This window comes from Proteiniphilum sp. (genome assembly GCF_040307845.1).
In the GTDB taxonomy this organism is placed as follows: Bacteria; Bacteroidota; Bacteroidia; order Bacteroidales; family Dysgonomonadaceae; genus Proteiniphilum.
On record NZ_JAWRIS010000013.1, the window covers coordinates 35,338 to 56,565 of the forward strand.

General features: G+C 44.8%; 18 protein-coding genes and 1 tRNA gene. 8 read left to right on the top strand and 11 right to left on the bottom strand.

From position 1 onward, the window contains the following. Positions 1-123 precede the first annotated feature (123 nt). Positions 124-918: a nucleoside triphosphate pyrophosphohydrolase gene (gene mazG, locus ABV001_RS02715; RefSeq protein WP_352421398.1), complete on the top strand. Its 795-nt coding sequence runs from the start codon at positions 124-126 to the stop codon at positions 916-918. Between the two features lie 9 nt (positions 919-927). Here mazG and ABV001_RS02720 read toward each other — a convergent pair whose 3' ends face one another. The 9 genes from ABV001_RS02720 to ABV001_RS02760 form a co-directional block, all read right to left on the bottom strand. Then, positions 928-1,491 carry a DUF2179 domain-containing protein gene (locus ABV001_RS02720; RefSeq protein ID WP_352421399.1) on the bottom strand — a complete coding sequence of 188 codons (564 nt, stop codon included), beginning with the start codon at positions 1,489-1,491 and terminating at the stop codon, positions 928-930. 55 nt (positions 1,492-1,546) lie between these two features. Then, on the bottom strand, positions 1,547-2,602 hold the full coding sequence (locus ABV001_RS02725) for a threonine aldolase family protein (RefSeq protein WP_352421400.1): 1,056 nt from the start codon (positions 2,600-2,602) through the stop codon (positions 1,547-1,549). Between the two features lie 57 nt (positions 2,603-2,659). Further along, the gene (metH, locus tag ABV001_RS02730) at positions 2,660-6,361 is read right to left on the bottom strand and encodes a methionine synthase (RefSeq protein WP_352421401.1); all 3,702 of its coding nucleotides are present in this window, start codon (positions 6,359-6,361) and stop codon (positions 2,660-2,662) included. Positions 6,362-6,403: 42 nt separating this feature from the next. Continuing rightward, a complete protein-coding gene (locus ABV001_RS02735; protein ID WP_352421402.1) occupies positions 6,404-7,348 on the bottom strand; it encodes a nucleoside recognition domain-containing protein in 945 nt (314 codons plus the stop codon). A gap of 100 nt (positions 7,349-7,448) precedes the next feature. Further along, positions 7,449-7,901 (bottom strand): SsrA-binding protein, encoded by a 453-nt coding sequence (gene smpB, locus ABV001_RS02740; protein ID WP_352421403.1) that lies wholly within the window; start codon positions 7,899-7,901, stop codon positions 7,449-7,451. Continuing rightward, positions 7,901-8,452: a Yip1 family protein gene (locus tag ABV001_RS02745; protein WP_352421404.1), complete on the bottom strand. Its 552-nt coding sequence runs from the start codon at positions 8,450-8,452 to the stop codon at positions 7,901-7,903. The genes smpB and ABV001_RS02745 overlap by 1 nt, the downstream gene beginning before the upstream one ends. Before the next feature lie 181 nt (positions 8,453-8,633). Continuing rightward, the gene (locus ABV001_RS02750; protein ID WP_352421405.1) at positions 8,634-9,389 is read right to left on the bottom strand and encodes a hypothetical protein; all 756 of its coding nucleotides are present in this window, start codon (positions 9,387-9,389) and stop codon (positions 8,634-8,636) included. Positions 9,390-9,414: 25 nt separating this feature from the next. Next, entirely contained in the window at positions 9,415-10,728 is a 1,314-nt protein-coding gene (locus ABV001_RS02755) for an outer membrane beta-barrel protein (RefSeq protein ID WP_323424120.1), read from the bottom strand. Beyond that, a complete protein-coding gene (locus tag ABV001_RS02760) occupies positions 10,725-11,291 on the bottom strand; it encodes an RNA polymerase sigma factor (RefSeq protein WP_323424119.1) in 567 nt (188 codons plus the stop codon). The genes ABV001_RS02755 and ABV001_RS02760 overlap by 4 nt, the downstream gene beginning before the upstream one ends. Before the next feature lie 248 nt (positions 11,292-11,539). Between ABV001_RS02760 and sppA the strand changes: the two genes are divergently transcribed. The 7 genes from sppA to ABV001_RS02795 all read left to right on the top strand — a co-directional run bounded on the left by sppA (position 11,540) and on the right by ABV001_RS02795 (position 19,923). Then, positions 11,540-13,318, top strand: a complete 1,779-nt coding sequence (gene sppA, locus ABV001_RS02765; RefSeq protein ID WP_352421406.1) for a signal peptide peptidase SppA — start codon at positions 11,540-11,542, stop codon at positions 13,316-13,318. A gap of 33 nt (positions 13,319-13,351) precedes the next feature. After that, a complete protein-coding gene (lpxK, locus tag ABV001_RS02770) occupies positions 13,352-14,470 on the top strand; it encodes a tetraacyldisaccharide 4'-kinase (RefSeq protein ID WP_352421407.1) in 1,119 nt (372 codons plus the stop codon). Beyond that, a complete protein-coding gene (locus ABV001_RS02775) occupies positions 14,427-15,239 on the top strand; it encodes a purine-nucleoside phosphorylase (RefSeq protein WP_352421408.1) in 813 nt (270 codons plus the stop codon). Before lpxK ends, ABV001_RS02775 begins: the two co-directional genes overlap by 44 nt. Beyond that, positions 15,239-16,261, top strand: a complete 1,023-nt coding sequence (thiL, locus tag ABV001_RS02780; protein ID WP_323424115.1) for a thiamine-phosphate kinase — start codon at positions 15,239-15,241, stop codon at positions 16,259-16,261. Before ABV001_RS02775 ends, thiL begins: the two co-directional genes overlap by 1 nt. A gap of 201 nt (positions 16,262-16,462) precedes the next feature. Further along, positions 16,463-18,214 (top strand): tetratricopeptide repeat protein, encoded by a 1,752-nt coding sequence (locus ABV001_RS02785; RefSeq protein ID WP_352421409.1) that lies wholly within the window; start codon positions 16,463-16,465, stop codon positions 18,212-18,214. Between the two features lie 183 nt (positions 18,215-18,397). After that, positions 18,398-18,470, top strand: a tRNA-Phe gene (locus ABV001_RS02790). A gap of 232 nt (positions 18,471-18,702) precedes the next feature. Then, positions 18,703-19,923, top strand: coding sequence for a site-specific integrase (locus ABV001_RS02795; RefSeq protein ID WP_352421410.1), 1,221 nt, complete (start codon positions 18,703-18,705; stop codon positions 19,921-19,923). A 254-nt stretch (positions 19,924-20,177) separates the two neighbouring features. Here ABV001_RS02795 and ABV001_RS02800 read toward each other — a convergent pair whose 3' ends face one another. Together ABV001_RS02800 and ABV001_RS02805 are read right to left on the bottom strand one after the other, a co-directional pair. Next, positions 20,178-20,477 (bottom strand): helix-turn-helix domain-containing protein, encoded by a 300-nt coding sequence (locus ABV001_RS02800; RefSeq protein ID WP_352421411.1) that lies wholly within the window; start codon positions 20,475-20,477, stop codon positions 20,178-20,180. Next, positions 20,477-20,791: a helix-turn-helix domain-containing protein gene (locus ABV001_RS02805; RefSeq protein ID WP_352421412.1), complete on the bottom strand. Its 315-nt coding sequence runs from the start codon at positions 20,789-20,791 to the stop codon at positions 20,477-20,479. The genes ABV001_RS02800 and ABV001_RS02805 overlap by 1 nt, the downstream gene beginning before the upstream one ends. Positions 20,792-21,228: the final 437 nt, after the last annotated feature.

The following is a 21,228-nucleotide window of genomic DNA, read 5'->3' on the forward strand; positions in this document are numbered from 1 at the left end:
AGGCGGTTTAAAACTGCCTCTGACTTTTATATATAAACGACTATAAGAACTAAACGCCCACGAATTCAAGATTAAAATGTCTTGTATCTTTGGTTCTTGGCTCTTGTATCTATTCTTAATTATATGCACACAAAAGAACAGAAATTGGAAGCATTCGGCCGTTTGCTCGATATCATGGATGAGCTGCGGGTGAAATGCCCCTGGGATAGGGAACAGACGAATGAGAGCCTCCGGGCAAACACGATAGAGGAAACCTATGAGTTGGCGGAAGCTATCCTCAGCAATGACAATAGTGAAATCAAGAAAGAATTGGGAGACCTGTTGTTACACGTAGTATTTTATGCCAAAATAGGGGAAGAAAAACAGGCGTTCGACATAACCGACATCTGTAATACCCTATGTGACAAACTGATTTTTCGTCATCCGCATGTATTTGGCGATCAAAAAGCCGATTCGGCAGGCATGGTGGAACAGTCATGGGAACAACTCAAACTAAAAGAAAAAGGGAGGAAGCAATCGGTACTGGAGGGTGTCCCTTCCGCACTTCCTGCACTGGTAAAAGCCTACCGGATACAAGACAAGGCCCGCAATGCCGGATTCGACTGGAATCAACGTCATGACGTATGGGACAAGGTAAAAGAAGAGTTAGGTGAATTGGAAGCCGAGATTGAAAAAATGGACGACAATAAGATCGAAGCTGAGTTCGGGGATATGCTTTTCAGCATCATCAACGCCGCCCGCCTCTATAAAGTGAATCCCGACAACGCTTTGGAACGCACCAACCGGAAATTTATTTACCGTTTCAACTATATGGAGAAGAAGGTAAAGGAACAGGGACGGTCATTGAAAGATATGACGCTGGAGGAAATGGAAATGATCTGGCAAGAGGCGAAAAAAACACAGCCGGTTGATTTGTAACCCGGCCTTTTATTTCCCTACCCTCCAACGCGTCAGGATAGTTTTCCGTTTTGGGAAAATACCGTTCTTTTTGGTACGTATATCCTCCACCACATAGAAAATATTGGCATCGAATTCTGTAAGTAAACGTGCCAGTGTTTTCATCTCTTTCCTGTCGACAACGGTCTCTATGATATCCACCTCGTTGGTAGAACCTGTACCATGCGTCATCGTGGCACCAATATTCATCTTATTCAATTTTTGAACTAACTCTTTTCCGTTTTTCTGCGTATAAATACGGCAGAGCACAATTCCATAAGCAATCCTGTTTTCAAGGAGTATCCCCACGTAATTCCCGGTAGCATACCCTCCTGCGTACGATACATAAGAGAGCAGGTCGTTCGCCCGTTCAAGTACTTGCGAAATGATCACGATCCAGATAAACACCTCAAAAAAGCCAATAAGCGGCGCTTTATATTTTTCACCTTTCGACACGAAGATAATTCGCAGCGTGCCGAGCGTCACATCGCAAATACGACCGAAAAATATCATTACAGGTAATAACCAGGGGTAAACGTCTAAGAAATCGAACATATTTTTTCAATTAAGAATTAAAAATTAAGAATTAAGAATTTTCATTATTCACTCTTCATTCTTCACTCTTCACTATTAATTTTTCATTTTTCACTAATTCTCTCAGGTAACCGGCAAACTCACGGATATCCCCCTCGGTAGTATCCCATGAACATACGAGGCGTACTTCGTTCCGCGACTCATCCCAGTCGTAAAAGAAATAACGTTCCCGCAACTTCTCCGATATCTCCCGGGGAAGGATCAGAAAAAGCGCGTTCGACTGCACTGGCTGTGTAATCACCGGCCCTTCGACATCCTTTATCTCCCTATAGAGTTTTTGTGCCGCCTCATTGGATCTTTTCGCATTTTCCAACCAGATATTTTCATTCAGATAGGGAATAAACTGTGAAGAGATAAATCGCATTTTGGAATATAACTGGGAGGTTTGCTTCCGGTAATACTTGATATTTTCAGCTAGTTCCTTGCGCAACGGGATAAGTGCTTCACCAAACATCAACCCGTTCTTTGTACCTCCCAACGTAAAAATATCCACCCCGGCCTCCACGGTCATCTCCCTCAGCGAGACATCCAGGATGGCACAAGCATTGGCAATACGTGTTCCATCCACGAAAAGAACCATATCATGACTATGTGCCAAACCGGACAGCGCTTTTATCTCCTGCGGGGTATACACGGTTCCCAATTCCGTGGTCTGGGAAATGGCGATTACTTTCGGCTGGGAATGGTGTTCGAAACCGAAACCATGCAGGTAAGGGCGCACCAAATCCGGCGTGAGTTTACCATCGGGCGTGGGAATCTCTTTTAACGCTGCACCGGTCATCTTCACGGGTGCACCACACTCATCCACCGCGATATGGGCGGTAGCAGCACAAAGGATTGAATGGAAAGGCAACGTACAAGCCTGCAAGGCCACTACATTGGCACCTGTGCCGTTAAAAAGGAAGAGAGGTTCTATCTCTTTCTCTCCAAGTAGCGAACGGATAGCCTCTTGTGCCGCATGCGTCCATTGGTCATCGCCATAAGCGACAGCATGGTCGCTGTTGGCATCCCTTATTGCCCTCATGATGCGCGGATCCACACCGGAATTATTATCACTTCCAAAACTTCGCATTATGTCTCTGAATTAGGTATGCAAAGATACAAAAAAAGATACAAAACCTCTTGTCAACTATACCAAATTGGCCAGCAGGAACTTGCGGATCTCGTCCGGTTTTACATTCTTGCGCCGGGCATAATCTGTGACTTGTTCTTCCGATATCTCCCCTATCGCAAAATATTTCGATTGCGGATGGGCGAAGAAGAGTCCGCTGACCGACGCATTGGGGTACATCACTCCATTTTCGGTAAGTGAGATACCGATTTCAGGGGTTTCCAGCACATCATGCAACAGGAAGTTCACCGTCTGGTCGGGAATGGAAGGATATCCCACCGCGGGACGTATCCCTGTATATTTTACGGCAAACATTTCGCCAATAGAGAGATTTTCGTCCGCTGCATATCCCCAATATTCACGGCGCACCCTGGCATGTAACCATTCGGTAGCAGCTTCCGCCAGGCGGTCGAGCAACGACTTCATCAGCAAGGCAGCATATTCGTCACCTTCTGCCTCATAGCGGCCGATCTGTTCTTCTGCTCCCACTCCGGCGGTAACGGCAAAGGCGCCGATATAGTCTTTTTTTCCCGTTTGGAGCGGTGCTATAAAATCACTCAGGCAGAAGTACTCATTTTTATCGTTTTTTTTCTGCTGACGCAAGAAAGGGAAAGGAGTACCACCTACGAAAACGGTATCATTTTCACTGTATGCTTCATAGATTCCGAAAACCGCCCTGACATAATCTACATTCTCTTCTGTAAACTTTTGCAGCATGTCCACCGCATCATCATACAATTTTTCCGCCTCCAATCCTTTTTCACGATCATCTTCCCGGTATCCGGCAATCCATGCGGCACGGGCTTCTTTGGTGCGCTCTGTCCTGGTGACTGTATGAAATTTGGCCGACATATTCCAGGCATGGAAGAAGAACTTCCAGTCGATGTAAGGCATAATCTCCTCCAACGGGATATGCTCCAGTTTTATCCGTCCCAATTTAGGGGGAACGGCTGCCTGATAATCATCCCAATCAATATTGAAAGCATGCTGCCTGGCTTCTTCCAACGAAACCAGTTCGATTACTTTCCTGGTATTGTTTTCCCGCAATACCGAATATTCGTCCTTTACTTTCCGGATATAGTCACCCTTGTTGCCGGGGTTCATCAGGCTGGCGACTGCGGACGGGCTTTGTGAAGCATCTTTTACATACACTACGGGGCCCATGCTGTATTTCGGTTCGATCTTCAATGCCGTATGTAACTTCGAAGTAGTCGCTCCTCCTATCAGCAATGGCAGGCTGAACCCGGCTTTTTCCATCTCTGCGGCGACGATAGCCATCTCTTCGAGCGAAGGAGTGATCAATCCGCTCAATCCCACAATATCGGGCTGCTCTTTGATCACCGTCTCGATGATTTTCTCGGGGGGCACCATCACGCCAAGGTCGATAATATCATAATTGTTGCATGCCAATACGATGGAAACAATATTTTTACCGATATCATGCACATCCCCTTTTACGGTAGCAAGCAGTATCTTTCCCGCCTTTTGCTGTGTATCGCCTCCGGCCGCTTTTTCAGCCTCGATAGTAGGTTGGAGGATGGCCACCGCCTTTTTCATGGTACGCGCAGCCTTTACCACCTGCGGCAGGAACATCTTCCCTGAGCCAAAAAGGTCACCCACCCGGTTCATCCCGTCCATCAGCGGCTTATCGATAATATCTACTGCGCGGGGATAGGTTTGCAGCGCTTCGGCAAGATCTTCCTCCATGTGATCACCGATCCCTTTTACCAGCGCATGGCTCAACCGTTCTTCCAGCGAAAGCGTCCGCCACTCTTCGGTTTTGCCTTTTTCCGCCTCGGGATTCTTTTCGCCCTTGATCTTTTCGGCATACTCCATCATCCGCTCGGTAGCGTCATCTCGCCTGTTCAGTACCGCATCTTCTGCCAGTTCCTTCACATCGGCAGGGATATCTTCATAGATCACCGATTGTGCCGGATTCACGATCCCCATGTCCATTCCTTCACGAATGGCATGATAGAGGAAAACGGAATGCATTACCTCACGCACATATTCGTTGCCACGGAATGAAAAGGAAAGGTTACTCACCCCTCCGCTCACCTTGGCGTGGGGCAGATTCTCCTTTATCCATTTAACCGTTCTGATAAAATCCACCGCATAGTTCTTATGCTCCTCGATACCGGTAGCAATAGCCAGGATATTAGGGTCGAAGATAATATCTTTGGGATCAAAACCGTTTTCGGTGAGCAACTTATAGGCGCGGCCACATATCCCGATACGCCGTTCGAAGGTATCGGCCTGCCCCGTCTCATCAAATGCCATCACCACTACCGCCGCGCCATAACGCTGCGCCAGCCGCGCATGATGGAGAAACTCCTCCTCACCGTTCTTCAACGAGATGGAATTGACAATGGGTTTGCCTTGCACGCATTTCAGGCCGGCTTCGATAACCTCCCACTTGGAGGAGTCGATCATAATGGGCACACGCGACACATCGGGATCCGACGCAAGCAGATTAAGGAAATTGGTCATCTCCTCCGCCCCCTCCAGCAAACCGTCATCCATATTGATATCAATCGCCTGTGCCCCGTCTTCCACCTGCTTACGGGCAATATCGAGGGCTTCTTCATAATTCTTTTGCTGGATCAAACGTAGGAATTTCCTCGAACCGGCCACGTTGCACCGCTCTCCGATATTCATAAAATTGATCTGGGGAGAGACTTCCAACATTTCCAATCCCGAAAGCTGAAGATATTCAGGCGGGGCGGACTTTTGATGGGGAATGCCGTTTTCCACAAGGCGGGCATATTCCGCAATATGGGCAGGTGTAGTACCGCAACATCCTCCAATGATATTCACCAGTCCTTCATCGATAAACTCTTTGATCTGGACGGCCATTTTTTCGGGGGTCTCGTCATACTCACCCAGTTGATTGGGCAATCCCGCATTGGGATAGGTGCTGATATAGAAAGGGGCGATACGTCCTAACTCTTTCACATAAGGTTTTAGTTCGGCCGCGCCCAACGAACAGTTCAGCCCGATGGCCAGGGGCTTGGCATGGCTGACCGAAGCGACAAAAGCGCCCAGTGTCTGCCCCGAAAGCGTGCGTCCCGCCCTGTCGGAGATAGTAACTGAAAGGATTACAGGTGTCTTGATGCCGGTTGCTGAAGCCACCTCTTCCGCAGCAAAAAGAGCTGCCTTGGCATTGAGTGTATCAAAAATAGTTTCTATCAACAAGATATCCACCCCACCCTCTACCAATGCCAGTATCTGTTCTTTATAGGCCGCTTTGAAGTCATCAAAGGTTGCCGCGCGGAACATGGGATTTTCCACCTGGGGGCTCATCGACGCCGTTTTGTTGGTTGGCCCGATGGAACCCGCCACGAATCGGGGTTTATCGGGAGTTCTCAATGTAAATTCATCAGCAGCTTCACGCGCCAGCCGCGCTGCTGCCAGATTCATCTCGCGGACAAGATGGCTCATATGGTAATCCTGCATCGAGATCGAGGTGGAGTTAAACGTGTTGGTCTCGATGATATCGGAGCCGGCCGCCAGATACTCACGGTGGATCTCCCCGATCACATCGGGGCGGGTAATGGATAGCAAGTCGTTATTTCCCTTAAGCAACGTATCGAAGTCCTTGAACCGATCACCACGAAAATCGGCTTCAGTAAGGCCGTAACGTTGTATCATTGTCCCCATCGCTCCATCCAGGATGAGGATGCGACCGGGCAATATATCCTCTATTTTTTGTTTCGTCATATTTTATTTCAATTAAGCTTAAAATAGATTCCCGAACCATCATCAAGAATCTGTTATCCTTAATTTTAAGCTTCCAAATCTTAATTTTAATATAATTCTTCTCACCCACACAACAATCCAAGCCAACGTCAACCGCACTCCCAATACCCACCAGACAGAGACACCAAGCGCTATGAAAAGTATATTGTCTTCCAGAATGGAATGCGACATGGCAAGATGATAGTTCAACAAATTAGCATCGGTTCTGTTCACCTTTCCTTCCTTCATCTGATCCATCATCAAAGCACCTCCATAAGTCAACCCGACAATATAGCCGATAAGCCATAGAAATCCGGTACTTGCCGGCAGTCCGAAAAACCGGAGTAACGGCTCAATCCCCTTACTCAGCTTGGAGATTAAACTATAAGCATCGAGCAACTTATAGAGCAGGTTCAGCGAAAAGACAATCACAGCAATCAGAAGTGTTACCTGTAACGCACTTTTCAACCAGACCAACAACAGTCCACCTAATGAAAAGATCTCCGCCAAATCAGTCTGGACAAATGTAGGATTACCCATATCCTGCGGCAGGATCAGATTCAATATAAGCCCCATGACAATACTCATGCTGATCCGTAAAGCGGTAACCGTCCAGAAAGGGGTTCCCGTCCTCGCCTGAATGGCACTCTCTACCGGAAGATTATGCGAAATCTGGCACATCAGCGCCAGGATGGTGAGCTCCCTCAAGGTAATGGACATGGAGGTAATAATGGCCAATGGAGCATAAAGTGGTAAAAAAATGCTGGTGATGAAAACGATGGCAGTACTGCCAGGTAATCCCAGATAGGCAAAAACCGGGTCAAGCAGTCCGGCCATAAAAGCGAGTATACCCCAATAATCCAATAACCTCACGATCAGGGATACCGGCAAAATAATTTTAAGCAACCACCATGTGGTGTACCCCGATTTCCTAAAAGCCGGAAGAAATATATCTTTATAAAATTGCATTAACCCCGCACACATTTAAATTTACCACTCTCCCACTCTTCCAGTCTTCAAGTCCCCCACCTAACCACTTAGGCACCTAACCACTTAGGCACTCAGGCACTTATTTCCTAAACATCCGGTCCATCGATCTTTTATCCTCTTTTTCTTTCAGGGACTGGCGCTTATCGTACTGTTTCTTTCCTCTTGCTACCGCAATCACTACTTTGGCCAAACCTTTTTCATTGATAAACAGCCGGATGGGAATAATGGTAAAACCCGTTTCTTTGGTAAGACGGGAAAGTTTGCGCAGTTCGTTTTTATTAAGGAGCAGTTTACGATCGCGGCGTGCGCTGTGATTATTATAAGTGCCGTAGAAGTATTCGGCAATATGCATATTCCGCACCCACAGTTCTCCCCGTTCGAAGAAGCAATAGGTATCCACCAGGCTCGCCTTACCCAGCCGGATCGACTTGATCTCGGTACCGGTAAGCACTATGCCTGCCGTAAAAGTTTCTACCAGTTCGTAATCGAACGTGGCACGCTTGTTCTTTATATTGATGGCTGCTTGCTTCATTACTTTATCAGATAGGAAAAAAGAGTACGGATCAGTACCGGAGAAAGAATGATAATAGCCGATGCCGCTGCGGTAAAATCAGCGACTTTTGCTTTCGGTACTTTCATAAAATAAAGCGTTCCGATATTCACCAGATAAATGGTATAAAGCGCCAATAGCCAGAGGATAAAGAGTTCTGAGAGAAAAGGCGTAATTATAAACAAAGCGTAGAGCACTACCGAAGCATACCCCGTGAATTGCTGAAAGCGCGGCAAATCCTTGCTTACACCAAAACGAGGGGCTATTTCATTCAGCAGATAAGAGGCAATAAAGTAGCCGCCGTAGACTCCCACAACATTAATAATACTACTCTTCAGCGCATTCTCCACATTCCCTTCGCGCACGAACCACAAACCTCCCACAAAAGAGGTGAAGGCTATGATCCCGAATATGGGATGAAGGAAACGGTAAAGGAACTCATGCTGTGTCCTCTTTTCCTTTTCTAAATCTTTCCACGCTGCGGGAGACGCAACAATCAACTGCGCAATAGTGATAAAAATATCCCTCCACATTCCTTTTTGATTTTGAATGGCAAAGGTACATGATTTTTTTGTAACCACACAGATTGGCAAAAAGAACCGTTAAACAACAAGTTACATATGTACTTTTATTAATTACCCGGAAGTCAGGTTAAAAAACAACAGCCCCTCTGTGAAAAGGAGCTGCCGTCTTTTATTTGTATGATGGGGGAAATTATTCTTCTTCTTCGATCTTCCACTGGACAACGGTTGTATAAGCCAACTCCGGAGCCGTATTATCACCTTTATTCTTATAATACTCAAATTTCACCTTCAGTTCTTTATCGCTTCCTCCCATTGAGCGCAATTGAGTCATGTTCAATGCCACCGCATCTCCTCTATTTTCAATAGTGGTACCTTCTGCTGTACCGGTTAACGTAAGATGGGCATAGATCACAATCTCTCCCTTATCACTCAATTCATCTCTTTTATAGAATTCGACCCTACCCGTCTCACCTTTCTTGGCGGAATAACCATATTCGATAACCCAGTAGTCATTCATAAAACTTTTAGCGTTACTATAAAGAGGGTCATACATTTCAATAAACCCCACGGGATTTTCCACTTCCGGGATTTCCACATTCGTGTACAGATATTTTGAGGGGATATCTATCACATTGGTTGACAAGATCACGTTATCAGCCTGATAAGTTTGGTCGCCCACTGTAATTGGCGTAGTTCCATTGTCTTCATCCCAACTATATACCATAAATTTAATGGTACCGGGATCCATCGTTATCATAGAGTTGGTAGTAATTAACCGTGAATAAGGAGACCACCGGGAGAACGTCTTTCCATATATTTGTCCTCTTCCATCCATATCCAGATATACAAAAGAGTTATCGGTATAATTATTGTTTCCATCATCCAAACAAGATGTCATCAGAAGCGCTGCTCCTATAACAGTTAAAAATAAGATTACTTTTTTCATTTCTACTTTCTATTTTATGTTAATATTAAAATTCATACCTTAATCCCACATTCAGGTCCATCACGATCTTCCTGTCAGAATAAATAGTTTTATACTCGTTTTTTGCGTCAAAATAATAGGCACCCCCTACTTTTCCATATAATCGCAATCTGTCGTAAATAGGGTAAGAAAGCCCCACACCAGCGTTGACTGATATCTGGGGGTTATGCTGGGATATTTTTGTAATTTCCTGCTCTTCAGATCCTTCCGAAGCGTTATTGAAATTTGCTGCTGTCTGTCCTTCTTTCATTTTGCGGAATTCCCCGGATACATCTTTTTCTATCATTCCACCTACGGAAGCATACACATTCAGCTGTCCCAGAGAAATAAGATTATAGTTTACATTCAACGGGATACCCAGATAATGGAGCTTTTGCTCTTCCATTACCTTGAAATTATTATTGATATTCCTTGTTTTGGAGTGAAGATAAGAGTAGACAAGGCCGGTTTCAATGGAAAGGTCGTCCAGCAGGTATTTGGAAACCGTAATGCCAAATGACACCGGCTGGTCATGCTCCATTTCAGAAACATTATTCGTCACATCATTGGATTGGACTTGCATACCTTTATTGGCTTCCGGCATATATTTGTTGTCAGGAAGTGCCGAAAGGCTCCGCAATGTCATGGGCGAGTTTACCGTCTGCTGGTAACCGGTCAGGCCTCCTCTGCCGTTGACGGCAAGCAAGAGGGTTCCCCGGCTTCTTCGGGCATCTCTGGCGTCGGCAAGAAGAATTTCGTCATTTCGCTGCACGGTAATAGTTTCTTCTTGACGTAACTCTTCCTCTTCTTGATCTATAGCCTCTTCTTCAGGTTTTGCCGCCTTCACTACATCCTCACTTTGCAACTTCTCACGCTCCATCCATGCCGCCAGCATTCCCGCCGGAGAGGAAGAGCGGACAACCGGCTGTTTCCCTGCTCTTGCTTTTCCCGGATTTCTTGCAGCCAGAAGCGACCCGGCTTCTGCCGGCCGTACAACAGGTCCGGGTACGGATTCCGGCGTCGTCGCCATCTTGGTCTCATGATCGGGAGTACTACCTGCGGAAGGAGACGCGGAAACCATCTCTGAAACCACCGTCTCCGTCTGTTCCATAGGATTTTGGATAAACAGTATACTACCCACGAGCAATATCAATACAGCCGCCACCGATCCGGCATACCACCTTCGGCGGAGTGCCTTCCTGGCAGCTTCGGCTGCATTCAGCGATCGTTCCACACTCTCCCATCCATCTGGCGGGGCAGGTATTTCAAAGCCGCTGAGTTTTGACTGGAACCCTTTTCTAATATCGTTATCTGACATCATTGTAACTGTCTTTGATTGTGATGAAGGATGGCTGAAATTTTCTTGCGGAGCATATTCTTTGCCCTGTAAAATTGCGAGCGCGAAGCTGCTTCATTAATACCAAGTACCTGGGCAATTTCCTTGTGCGACATCTCTTCGAAAATATACATGTTGAAAACTGTCCTGTATCCGGGCGGTAAATTCCTTATCATGTCAAGCACCTCTGCCTCGGGGATATTTTCAATATCGAGTGAATTGTCCGCCTGGGTTTCCGACTCATCGGCATTGATATAACTGTACTCTTCCATAAAGCGGTACTTCTGCTTCTCTTTCCTGTAATTCTCCAATGCCAGATTCACGAAAATCCGTCTTAGCCAACCTTCAAAAGAACCCTTGCCCGAAAACGAGCCGATCTGCGTGAAAACCCGGATAAATCCGTCGTGCAACAAGTCACGGGCTGTCTCTTCTTCCCCGCTGTAACGCAAACATACCGCCATCATCATAGGAGCATATCGCTCGTACAATAGCTTCTGGGCATCACGGTCCTGTTTCTTACATGCTATGACAAGTTGCGAATCATCCATTCTTAACCGCAGTTCATTTTAATAGATGGAAAATTAAAAAAAACGCTGCATGAACCGGGAAGTTTTTACCCTTATTTACATTTTTTTAAGAAATAATTTTCCTTACCATTTTGCGTAATTTTCACACACCAAAATTACTACCAACGGCAAAAACCGACAAATGAAATTAATTAAGAATATGTAAATTAAATTGTGCTATAACTCTTTTTTCTCTATTTTTGTAGGTATAATCAATTAATAATTACTCTATGAAGGATTTTCTGAAAATCGTGCTCGCCTCAGCTTTAGGCTTTGTTATCGCGAACATACTCTTTTCCGTCATTGCAATGATCTTTATTTTTGGTGCGATGGGATCTATCATGGGATCCTTGTCGACCGGCGAAAAATTCATTCTTCAGGACAATACCGTATTGAATCTTCGCCTGAACGGCCCCATCACCGAGCGTACCCCCGAAGAAGATCCATTCACCTCCATGATGGGCTCGAATCGCCCGTTACCGATGGGCTTAAACGATATTGTGAGTGCTATAAGGAAAGCAAAAAGCAATGATAAAATAAAAGGTATATATATCGACTCCCGCAATATGATGGCCTCAATAGCCACATTGGCCGAAATCCGCCATGAACTGGAGAATTTCAGGGAGAGCGGAAAATTCATCGTTGCCTATGCCGATGCCTATACGCAGGGGGGCTATTGGCTGGCTTCGGTAGCCGACAAAGTAGCCATCAATCCACAGGGGATGCTCGACCTTCACGGATTGGCATCGATACCGGTTTTTTATAAAGATGCCCTTAACAAACTGGGCATTGAAATGCAGATATTCAAGGTGGGGACCTATAAATCGGCGGTGGAGCCCTTCACCCAGAACGAGATGAGTGACGCCAACCGGGAACAGGTAAGCTCTTACCTGAACGATGCATGGAGTTTCCTGAGAAGCGACCTGGCGAAATCACGCTCACTCTCAATTGCCGATATCGACTTGTTGGCTGACAGCCTGCCGGCCATACAATCGACCGATTTCCTGCTTTCATCCAACCTGGTAGATACTCTCCTGTATGAAACGGAAATGAAAAATTACCTGAGGAGCCTGCTCGAAATCGATGAAGAGGCAAAAATACCCTCCGCGACAGTGGCCAATATGAAATCGGTAACCACCAAAACCGTGAAGAAGACCGATAATACCATTGCCATTCTCTATGCGAACGGGAATATCACTTCAGGCACCGGTCCAAACAACATCCAGGATAAATATATGGTGGACCAGATCGAGAAACTGAGAAAAGATAAAGAGATAAAGGCAGTAGTGTTCCGTATCAACTCGGGGGGCGGAAGCGCTTATGCTTCCGAACAGATATGGAAAGCCATCACCGATCTTAAAGAGGAAAAGCCGGTCGTGGTCTCTATGGGTGACATGGCAGCTTCCGGGGGATATTATATCGCCTGCAACGCCGACAAAATAGTCGCCCAACCCACTACCCTGACCGGGTCGATCGGTATCTTCGGCGCTTTCCCTAATTTTGAAGGGACAAGCAAAAAACTGGGTATTTCTACCGATGAGGTGAAAACCAACGAATTTTCAGACTTCGGCAATCTCACACGTCCTTTCAACGAAAGGGAAAAAGAGATGCTTCAAAACATGATCGAAAGAGGGTACGATCTTTTTCTGACCCGCTGCGCGGAAGGACGCGGCATGTCCAAAGACTCCCTGGCGCTTTATGCCGAAGGCCGTGTATGGACCGGGAATCAGGCTAAAGAGATCGGGCTGGTAGATGAACTGGGAGGTATTGAAAAAGCTATTGAAATAGCAGCAGAAATGGCCAATCTGGGTAAGAGCTATGTAGTGTTCGAGTATCCCAAGCTCCGTTCGCGTTTCGACGAATTATTCAATCCCCAGAAGGAGGAACTGGTTGCCCGGACAATAAAAGAATATCTGGGTGAAAGTTATGAGATGTTTATGCTGCTGAAAGATATCAAAGAGCAGGATTATATACAGGCAAGAATCCCGTATGATTTGAATATTCAATAAATGTAGTACTTGCGAAGCATAGAGCACTAATTAATGGAAAAGGACAAACCTTCCGTCGGAATCCGTCGATCAATGGCGCCATTGGCATGGCTCTACGGTCTTGGTGTGAATTTCCGGAACAGCCTGTTCGACAGAAAAATACTCAAACAAAAATCATTTGATATTCCGGTGATTTGCGTGGGAAACCTCACCGTAGGCGGCACAGGCAAAACACCGCATATTGAATATCTCATCAGGCTGCTATCTCCACAATATAAGGTGGCAGTGCTCAGCAGGGGTTACAAACGTAAGAGCAACGACTTTTTGATCGTCGACACCGATTCGAAGGCGCACAATGTAGGAGATGAACCCTTGCAGATCAAGCAGAAATTCCCCGAAACTTTAGTGGTTGTCGATAAAAACCGGGTGAACGGTATCAGGAAAATCCTTTCTATTGAAAAAGAGGAACGTCCCAATGTGATCCTCCTTGATGACGGGTTCCAGCACCGTTATGTACAACCCTCACTCTCTATCCTGCTGGTGGACAGCAACCGTCCTGTCTTCGAAGACCGGTTGCTGCCGATGGGATCATTGCGTGAACCGTTGAAAGGAAAAGAAAGGGCATCTATCGTGATAGTGACCAAATGCGACCCTGACATGCAGCCCATCGATTTCCGGATCTATACGAATGGATTGAATCTCTATGCGTTTCAACAACTTTATTTCACCAGCTTCGACTACGGGACGGTAACACCTCTTTTCCCTGATTTGCAGGGGAACCCGCTGCAGGCACGGGATCTTCGCAAGAAGCATGTTTTTCTGATAGCAGGCATTGCCTCACCCCAGCCTCTTGTGGATAAGGTGGAACTGTTCACCTATAACCTCTATACGAAATTTTTTCCCGACCATCATTCTTTTACAAAGAGAGATATACAATCGATCAGGGAATTGACCGATACGGTAGATGATAACAACAAGATCATCCTCACCACCGAGAAAGATGCTGTCCGTCTCAGGGCGCTGCCTTATCTTGATGAGGAAATAAAGAAAATGCTCTATTACATCCCGGTGCGCGTGACATTCATCGAAGAGAAAGAACAAGAACAATTCAACAATAATATTTTAGAACATGTTAGAAACTATCAGACAAACAGCAGATTACCTGAGGAGTAGAATCGAAGAAATCCCTAATACGGCCATTATCCTGGGCACCGGCCTGGGTGAACTGGTCCATGAGATCGAAGATAAAAAGGAGATCCTCTATACCGAGATCCCTAATTTTCCCGTCTCTACAGTGGAAGGCCATAGCGGAAAACTGATTGTCGGTACGCTCGGCGGCAAGAAAGTGCTGGCCATGCAAGGGCGTTTCCACTACTACGAAGGATACGACATGAAACAGGTAACTTTCCCCATCCGTGTTTTCCAGGCGTTGCACATCGAATACCTTTTCGTTTCCAACGCGGCGGGGGGAATGAATGCCAGCTTCGACATAGGAGATATCATGCTGATTGAAGACCATATCAACCTGTTCCCCGAACATCCGCTCCACGGAAAAAACTTCAACGAACTGGGAACCCGTTTCCCCGATATGAGCGAGGCCTACAATAAATCGTTGCGTCTGATGGCGATGGAGATCGCCAAAGAAAAGAACATCAAATTGCAGCATGGGGTTTATATCGGACTCCAGGGCCCGACTTTTGAAACGCCGGCCGAGTACAATTGGCTGCGTATTATCGGAGGAGATGCCGTAGGCATGTCTACCGTTCCCGAAGTGATCGTGGCCAACCATGCCGGGATGAAGGTGCTGGCATTCTCCATCATCACCGACCTGGGTGTGATCGGCAAGATCGTGGAAGTGTCGCACGAAGATGTGCAGGAAGCCGCCAAAATAGCCCAGCCGAAGATGGCGGAAATCATGCGTACCATTATTCAGAGAATTTGATGCAACGGACAGAAATAGCCACATTGGGCGAATTCGGGTTGATCGACCACCTGACCCAGGATATCAGACTCACGCAGGAGAGTTCCATCAAAGGCGTGGGTGACGACGCCGCCGTTATAGATAATAGTGGAAAACGGACGCTGGTGACTACCGACCTGTTGCTGGAAGGGATTCATTTCGATCTCGTCTATACCCCCCTCAAACATCTCGGGTACAAAGCAGCCGTCGTCAACTTCTCCGATATTTACGCCATGAACGGAAAACCACAGCAGATCACCGTCTCCCTCGGCATATCGAAACGGTTCTCGGTGGAAGACTTAGAAGAGTTCTACAGCGGATTAAAGCTGGCCTGTGAAATCTACGGGGTAGATATCGTGGGGGGCGACACCACCTCGTCACTTACCGGCTTTACCATCAGCATCACCTGTATCGGCTCGGCAGACGAAGGAAAAATCGTCTACCGCAACGGCGCCAAAAACACCGACCTGATCTATGTGTCGGGCGACATGGGTGCCTCTTATATGGGATTACAGTTGCTGGAGAGGGAAAAGAGCGTATTCGACGGCGACAAGGATTTTCAACCCGATTTTGCAGGCAGGGAATATCTTTTGGAACGTCAGCTCAAACCAGAAGCCAGGAAAGATATCGTGGCTTCGCTGGCGGAAAATGGAATCGTACCTACTTCTATGATAGACATCTCCGACGGATTATCTTCCGACCTGCTCCATATCTGCAATCAGAGCAACGCCGGCTGCCAACTCTTCGAAGAGCGGATCCCTATCGATTATCAAACAGCAGTGATGGCCGAGACATTTAACATGAACATAACCACCGTCGCGCTGAATGGCGGTGAAGATTATGAATTGCTCTTTACCGTTCCGCTCCATTTGCATGAAAAAATGAACAAACTGGAAGGAATCCGGCTGATAGGGCATATTACCCCTCCCGAACAAGGCTGTTACCTCGTTACCCGCGATGGACAGGAGATGCAGCTCCGTGCACAGGGATGGAATCCAATTTAAACGACCATTCACTATCTGAGAGGAACAACCTGCCAAAAATCCTTTCCCGATGGACATTTGTTCCACCGGATGCTTGGTTTATGAAAAATAATTACTGAATTACCGGTAATTTGGGACTTATTAAAAATTTCCATATATTTGACCACATATTGTTATGTTTCTGTTAAGCGAGATATTAATCGATTGACCAAATAACCAAGCATGCCCGCGACCTATGACATAAAAATATTGGTAAACCTTTTCCTATGGTTATCTTCGTCGTTTCTGCCCATTTCCTGTCTCCGACAATCGAATGCAAGGTATCCTGCTCATTTGGAAGAGATAATACATCTTTTTTTTATAGAGAATCAGAATGACAGCATTTTACATTTGGAAGATACCTGTATTACTCATCTGCCGGAAAATGTCCGGCAGGTGAGCGATATCTTCAAAGCGGCAGCGCTTTGTGAATCAGGAAGAGCCGACAGCGCAGAAATTATCCTGCAAGGTATCCGTCCGGAACTGTTAGATGCACGCGGCCTTTACTATTATAATGGAATCACCGCATTGACCCGGTTCCGTCTGAACCATCTTCAGGAGGCTTATCAAACGGCCATCGGAGTTGTGGAGAATAATGTATATGATGCACGATGCCTTGCCCTGGTAGAACGGTTAATGGCAAGAATACACTATTATTATGAGAATTATGAACATGCCATCAGTTTGCTTCATCGTTCCAGTGAACATTACCGGGAAGCCGGATTACATAAGAGCGTGGCTGTGAATCAAAAATTTCTCGCAAGTTACTATAATGGGGTGGGATCATTCGATGAAGCCATAAAAAAAATCGGTGAAGCGGAAACTACGCTGAAAAAGTATGATGATAAGGAAGAACTTTACTATGTCTATATTGTAGCGATAAACGCCTATCTGAATCTGCAACAGATGGATAGCACACAATACTATGCAAAACTGGCCATGGAGACTGCGGACTTTACCCACGACCAACAAAAACAGGCATCCATATACAATTATATGGGAAGGATTGAAAGTTTGCAGGGAAATTGGCCTGCCGCCATCGCATCATTCGAAAGAGTGATCCGGACAGATAATGAATTCTTCGGATCGGAAAGACGTAAATCAGGGGCTTGTATCGGTCTGGCTTCCATCTACAATAAACTCGGCAAACACGAAGAAGCAAAAGAATATGCCATGCGGGCAATCGGTCCCATTAGAGAGCATGACTGGGAAAATTGGCTGTACTATGCTTACACGGAACTGTCAACCGCATTTCAGTCAACCGATCCGGCAAAGGCACAACTCTTTCTTGATTCGGCTCAAATCAGCCAGGACAAATATCACCGGTTATTCGCAAGAGGAATTGTAAATTTCACCGAAACACAAATAGAACTGGATCAGGCTGCCCGTAGAATAGAACAGTTACAAAACGACAAAAGACGAAACCGGAACATATTTCATGTGGCTTTTCTCTTGCTGGTACTGTCCAATATCATAGTGATCCGGGTTAACAAGAGGCGAAAGAAGAAAAAACAGGCTAAACCGCATATCATTATGGAGCAGAAGGAGTCTGGGCTTTTCAACGATTTCGAGGTATGGTTGAAGGAGGGTAAAAAGTTCCTGCAACCCGGTCTCGACTTAAACAGGGTGGCGATGGAGATGGGTACCAACCGCAGTTATCTCTCAAAAGCAATCAATTCACAAGGTGTCAGGTTTACAGAAATCATTAACAGGTATCGGATCCGGGAAGTAATCCGGATTTTTGAAAATAAAGACGATCCCAGACATCATCTCAATACGGATGAGTTATCATGCTGTGTGGGCTTTCGCACAAAATCCGTATTCTTCGACTCATTCCGCAGGGAAACAGGTATGACACCCCGGCAATTCAGGGAAAACATACGATATACAAAGACGCCCGACGCCATGCAAAAGAGCGAATTCGACAGCTCATAAAGCATCCCTCTACTATAATGTAACCTTCCATTACGTTTACCCGAAGAAATCAGAAATGGCGAATAAAAAGAAAAAATACGCTCATCCGGGAAAAAATAATCGCTGAAATTACTGTTTTTTATGGGTAAATTTTGTAAATCTCAAAAATGCGGTTATCTTTGCACTCGCAATTTAAGCAGTGTTGGTGCCATAGCTCAGTTGGTAGAGCAAAGGACTGAAAATCCTTGTGTCCCCGGTTCGATTCCTGGTGGCACCACAAGCAAAAAAAGAGAAAATCCCTGAAGGTCAATCACTTTCGGGGATTTTTGTTTTCTGCCGAAAGTGCAAAATGGGGCGAAAAATAGCGGATCTGGTGGCGTAATCGGTGACTTTTTCGAGACTATCAAAAATAGTCACCAGGCAGATTTTATTTCGCTGATATGTAGCGTTTTGCATAACTTTAGTCTGGGCTTATTTCCATAATTTTGAACCATTAAAATTACAAGGAAATGAGACGAAATTCATTTGGTGTTTTGTTCTTCTTAAAGAAGAACCAGTTGCTAAAAAGCGGGGATGCCCCCGTAAGTATGCGAATTACCGTAAACGGTCAGCGTGAGGAGATTCGTACAAAGAAAAGCATTAATCCTTCTCTCTGGAATCAAGCCAAAGAGTGTTCCAGAGGTCGAGATCGAAAATCTCATGACCTCAACAATTACATTGAATCGGCACAAATACGACTATCACAACTCTTTAATGAGATGGAGCAGAACGGCAAAACCATCACTGCCAAGATTCTTCGGAATAAGTTTCTGGGAATGGATGATGAAGACCGCAAAACCTTAATCGCATTTTTCAATGAACATAATGAGCAATGCCGGAAATTGATTGGAATAGATTATGCCGATATTACAGTTCGCCGATACGAATGTTGCTCTCGCTACTTACAAGAACTGATTCAGAAAAAACACGGTGAAGATGATTTACTCTTGAGAGAAGTAAAAGGAGAATTGGTACGAGATTTTGAATTCTTCATGAAGACAGAAAAGAAATGCCAACAGAATACTGTGATCCGTTATATGAAGTGTTTCAAAAAAGTAATCAATCTGGCGATTGCCAATGAATACATTAGTCGAAACCCTTTTGTTGGGATCAAATTCCATGAAGTGCCGGTTAACAAGGAATTTCTGACCATGGAAGAAATAACCCGAATCACTCAAAAAGAATTTGCGATACATCGTCTAGAATTAGTTCGGGATGTATTTTTGTTTTCGATATGGACAGGGTTAGCATTCATTGACGTCTATAATCTGAAACAAGAACATATTGTTACGGATAACAATGGAAACTTCTGGATACGCAAAACCCGTGAGAAGACAAATAATATGTGTAATATTCCTTTACTAAGTACACCTCAGCAAATTCTAAAGAAATACGAAGGATATCCTATCTGCGAAGAGCGAGGGACGTTGTTGCCTGTTATGTGCAATCAAAAATATAATTCGTACTTGAAAGAGATTGCCGATTTGTGTGGAATCAACAAGAAACTCTCGACTCATACCGCCCGATACACTTTCGCCACGGTGGTAGCTTTAGCTAATAATGTGTCACTATCCAATGTGGCTAAAATGCTTGGGCATTCCTCCACACGAATGACACAACACTATGCTAAAGTATTAGACCAAAGCATCCTGAAAGATATGCAAAAAGTAGAGCAAAAGATGAATAGTTAGAGAGTACGACTATACAATATTGAAAGAGCAACCCAGGATATGAATTGGGTTGCTCTTTTTTTAATTTGTCTAATAATATCTTCTTTTCAATCAATATACAAAAATATACTCCGACCTAAAACGCAAGACCAAGCTCTGTTTCCGATAAAAATCTTCCGAATCCTGCGGATTAGTGTATTTTTACCGGAAAGTCTTGCTTATTTAGTTCTCCGCATGGAGGATGTATATCGGTTGAAAAGAAGAAAAAGAAAATATTAACGAAATGTATTCTGATACCCATCATCCAACATTCGCTGAATATCTGACTCCCGATAGAGTATTTTTCCACCCAACTTACAAAAAGGAAGCCGACCTTCATCCCGGTAATTCTGCAAAACACGACGGCTCAGCTTTAATCGTTCCGAAACTTCTTTATCGGTCAAATAACGCTCCCCTTTTAGCATCGGACGATAATTTCCCGTTAGATTCTCCAAACCATCCAACATGTTTTCAAGGGATTTGAAAAAGAATACGATTTGTTCATCACTCTGTGTTATCAAATTATCATTATCCATTACTTACGCTCCTTTCTTTTATAAGTTAATTCCTTTTCTTTCTGTGTGATAAATGGAATGATCCGCTCAATATCGTCAGCTTTGTAATACATCTTATGCCTGATCTGCGTATACGGGAGTATTCCATTATCCCGGTAGTTTTGCAACGAACGTTTGGAAATATTCAGAATCATACATACGTCCTGATTGTCCAGCCACTTTGCCATACTTTTATCACTGTTCCGATTGCAAATAGCTTCCACCTTCCGGGTAAATGCTCCAAATCGATCCATCATTTTTTCGAATACCGATTCTTCGATATTAATAATCTTCATATCTTATAATTTAAAAGTTACTATTCTTATTTTCAGAACAAATATAAGTTGAGATATCTACCGAAACAGCATATAATCGGGAGCTGGCAGCAAGTGGCACCGATTTGAGTATGTTTGGCTCTGGTGTTGTCTATTTTTGTCATTCAATCGATTCTCTGCTTATCCAAAATATTTATAGTAATTTATAGCAAAACACCGCATCAAAATCACATTAGAATACTGGTTCATAAATAGTTACTTTATTTGTGAGAGTTAATATAGCTAAGTTATTAACTACGACGAATAGTATTAATTTATTATGATTATCCGCAATCAGTCCTAAACATTTATTAGGATAATTGCTGGAAAATCGGTTGATAATTAACGATATATATTTTCTCATATGATAGAAAAGTTGTATATTTATAGTCTAAATATCAATAGATTATGAACCTACT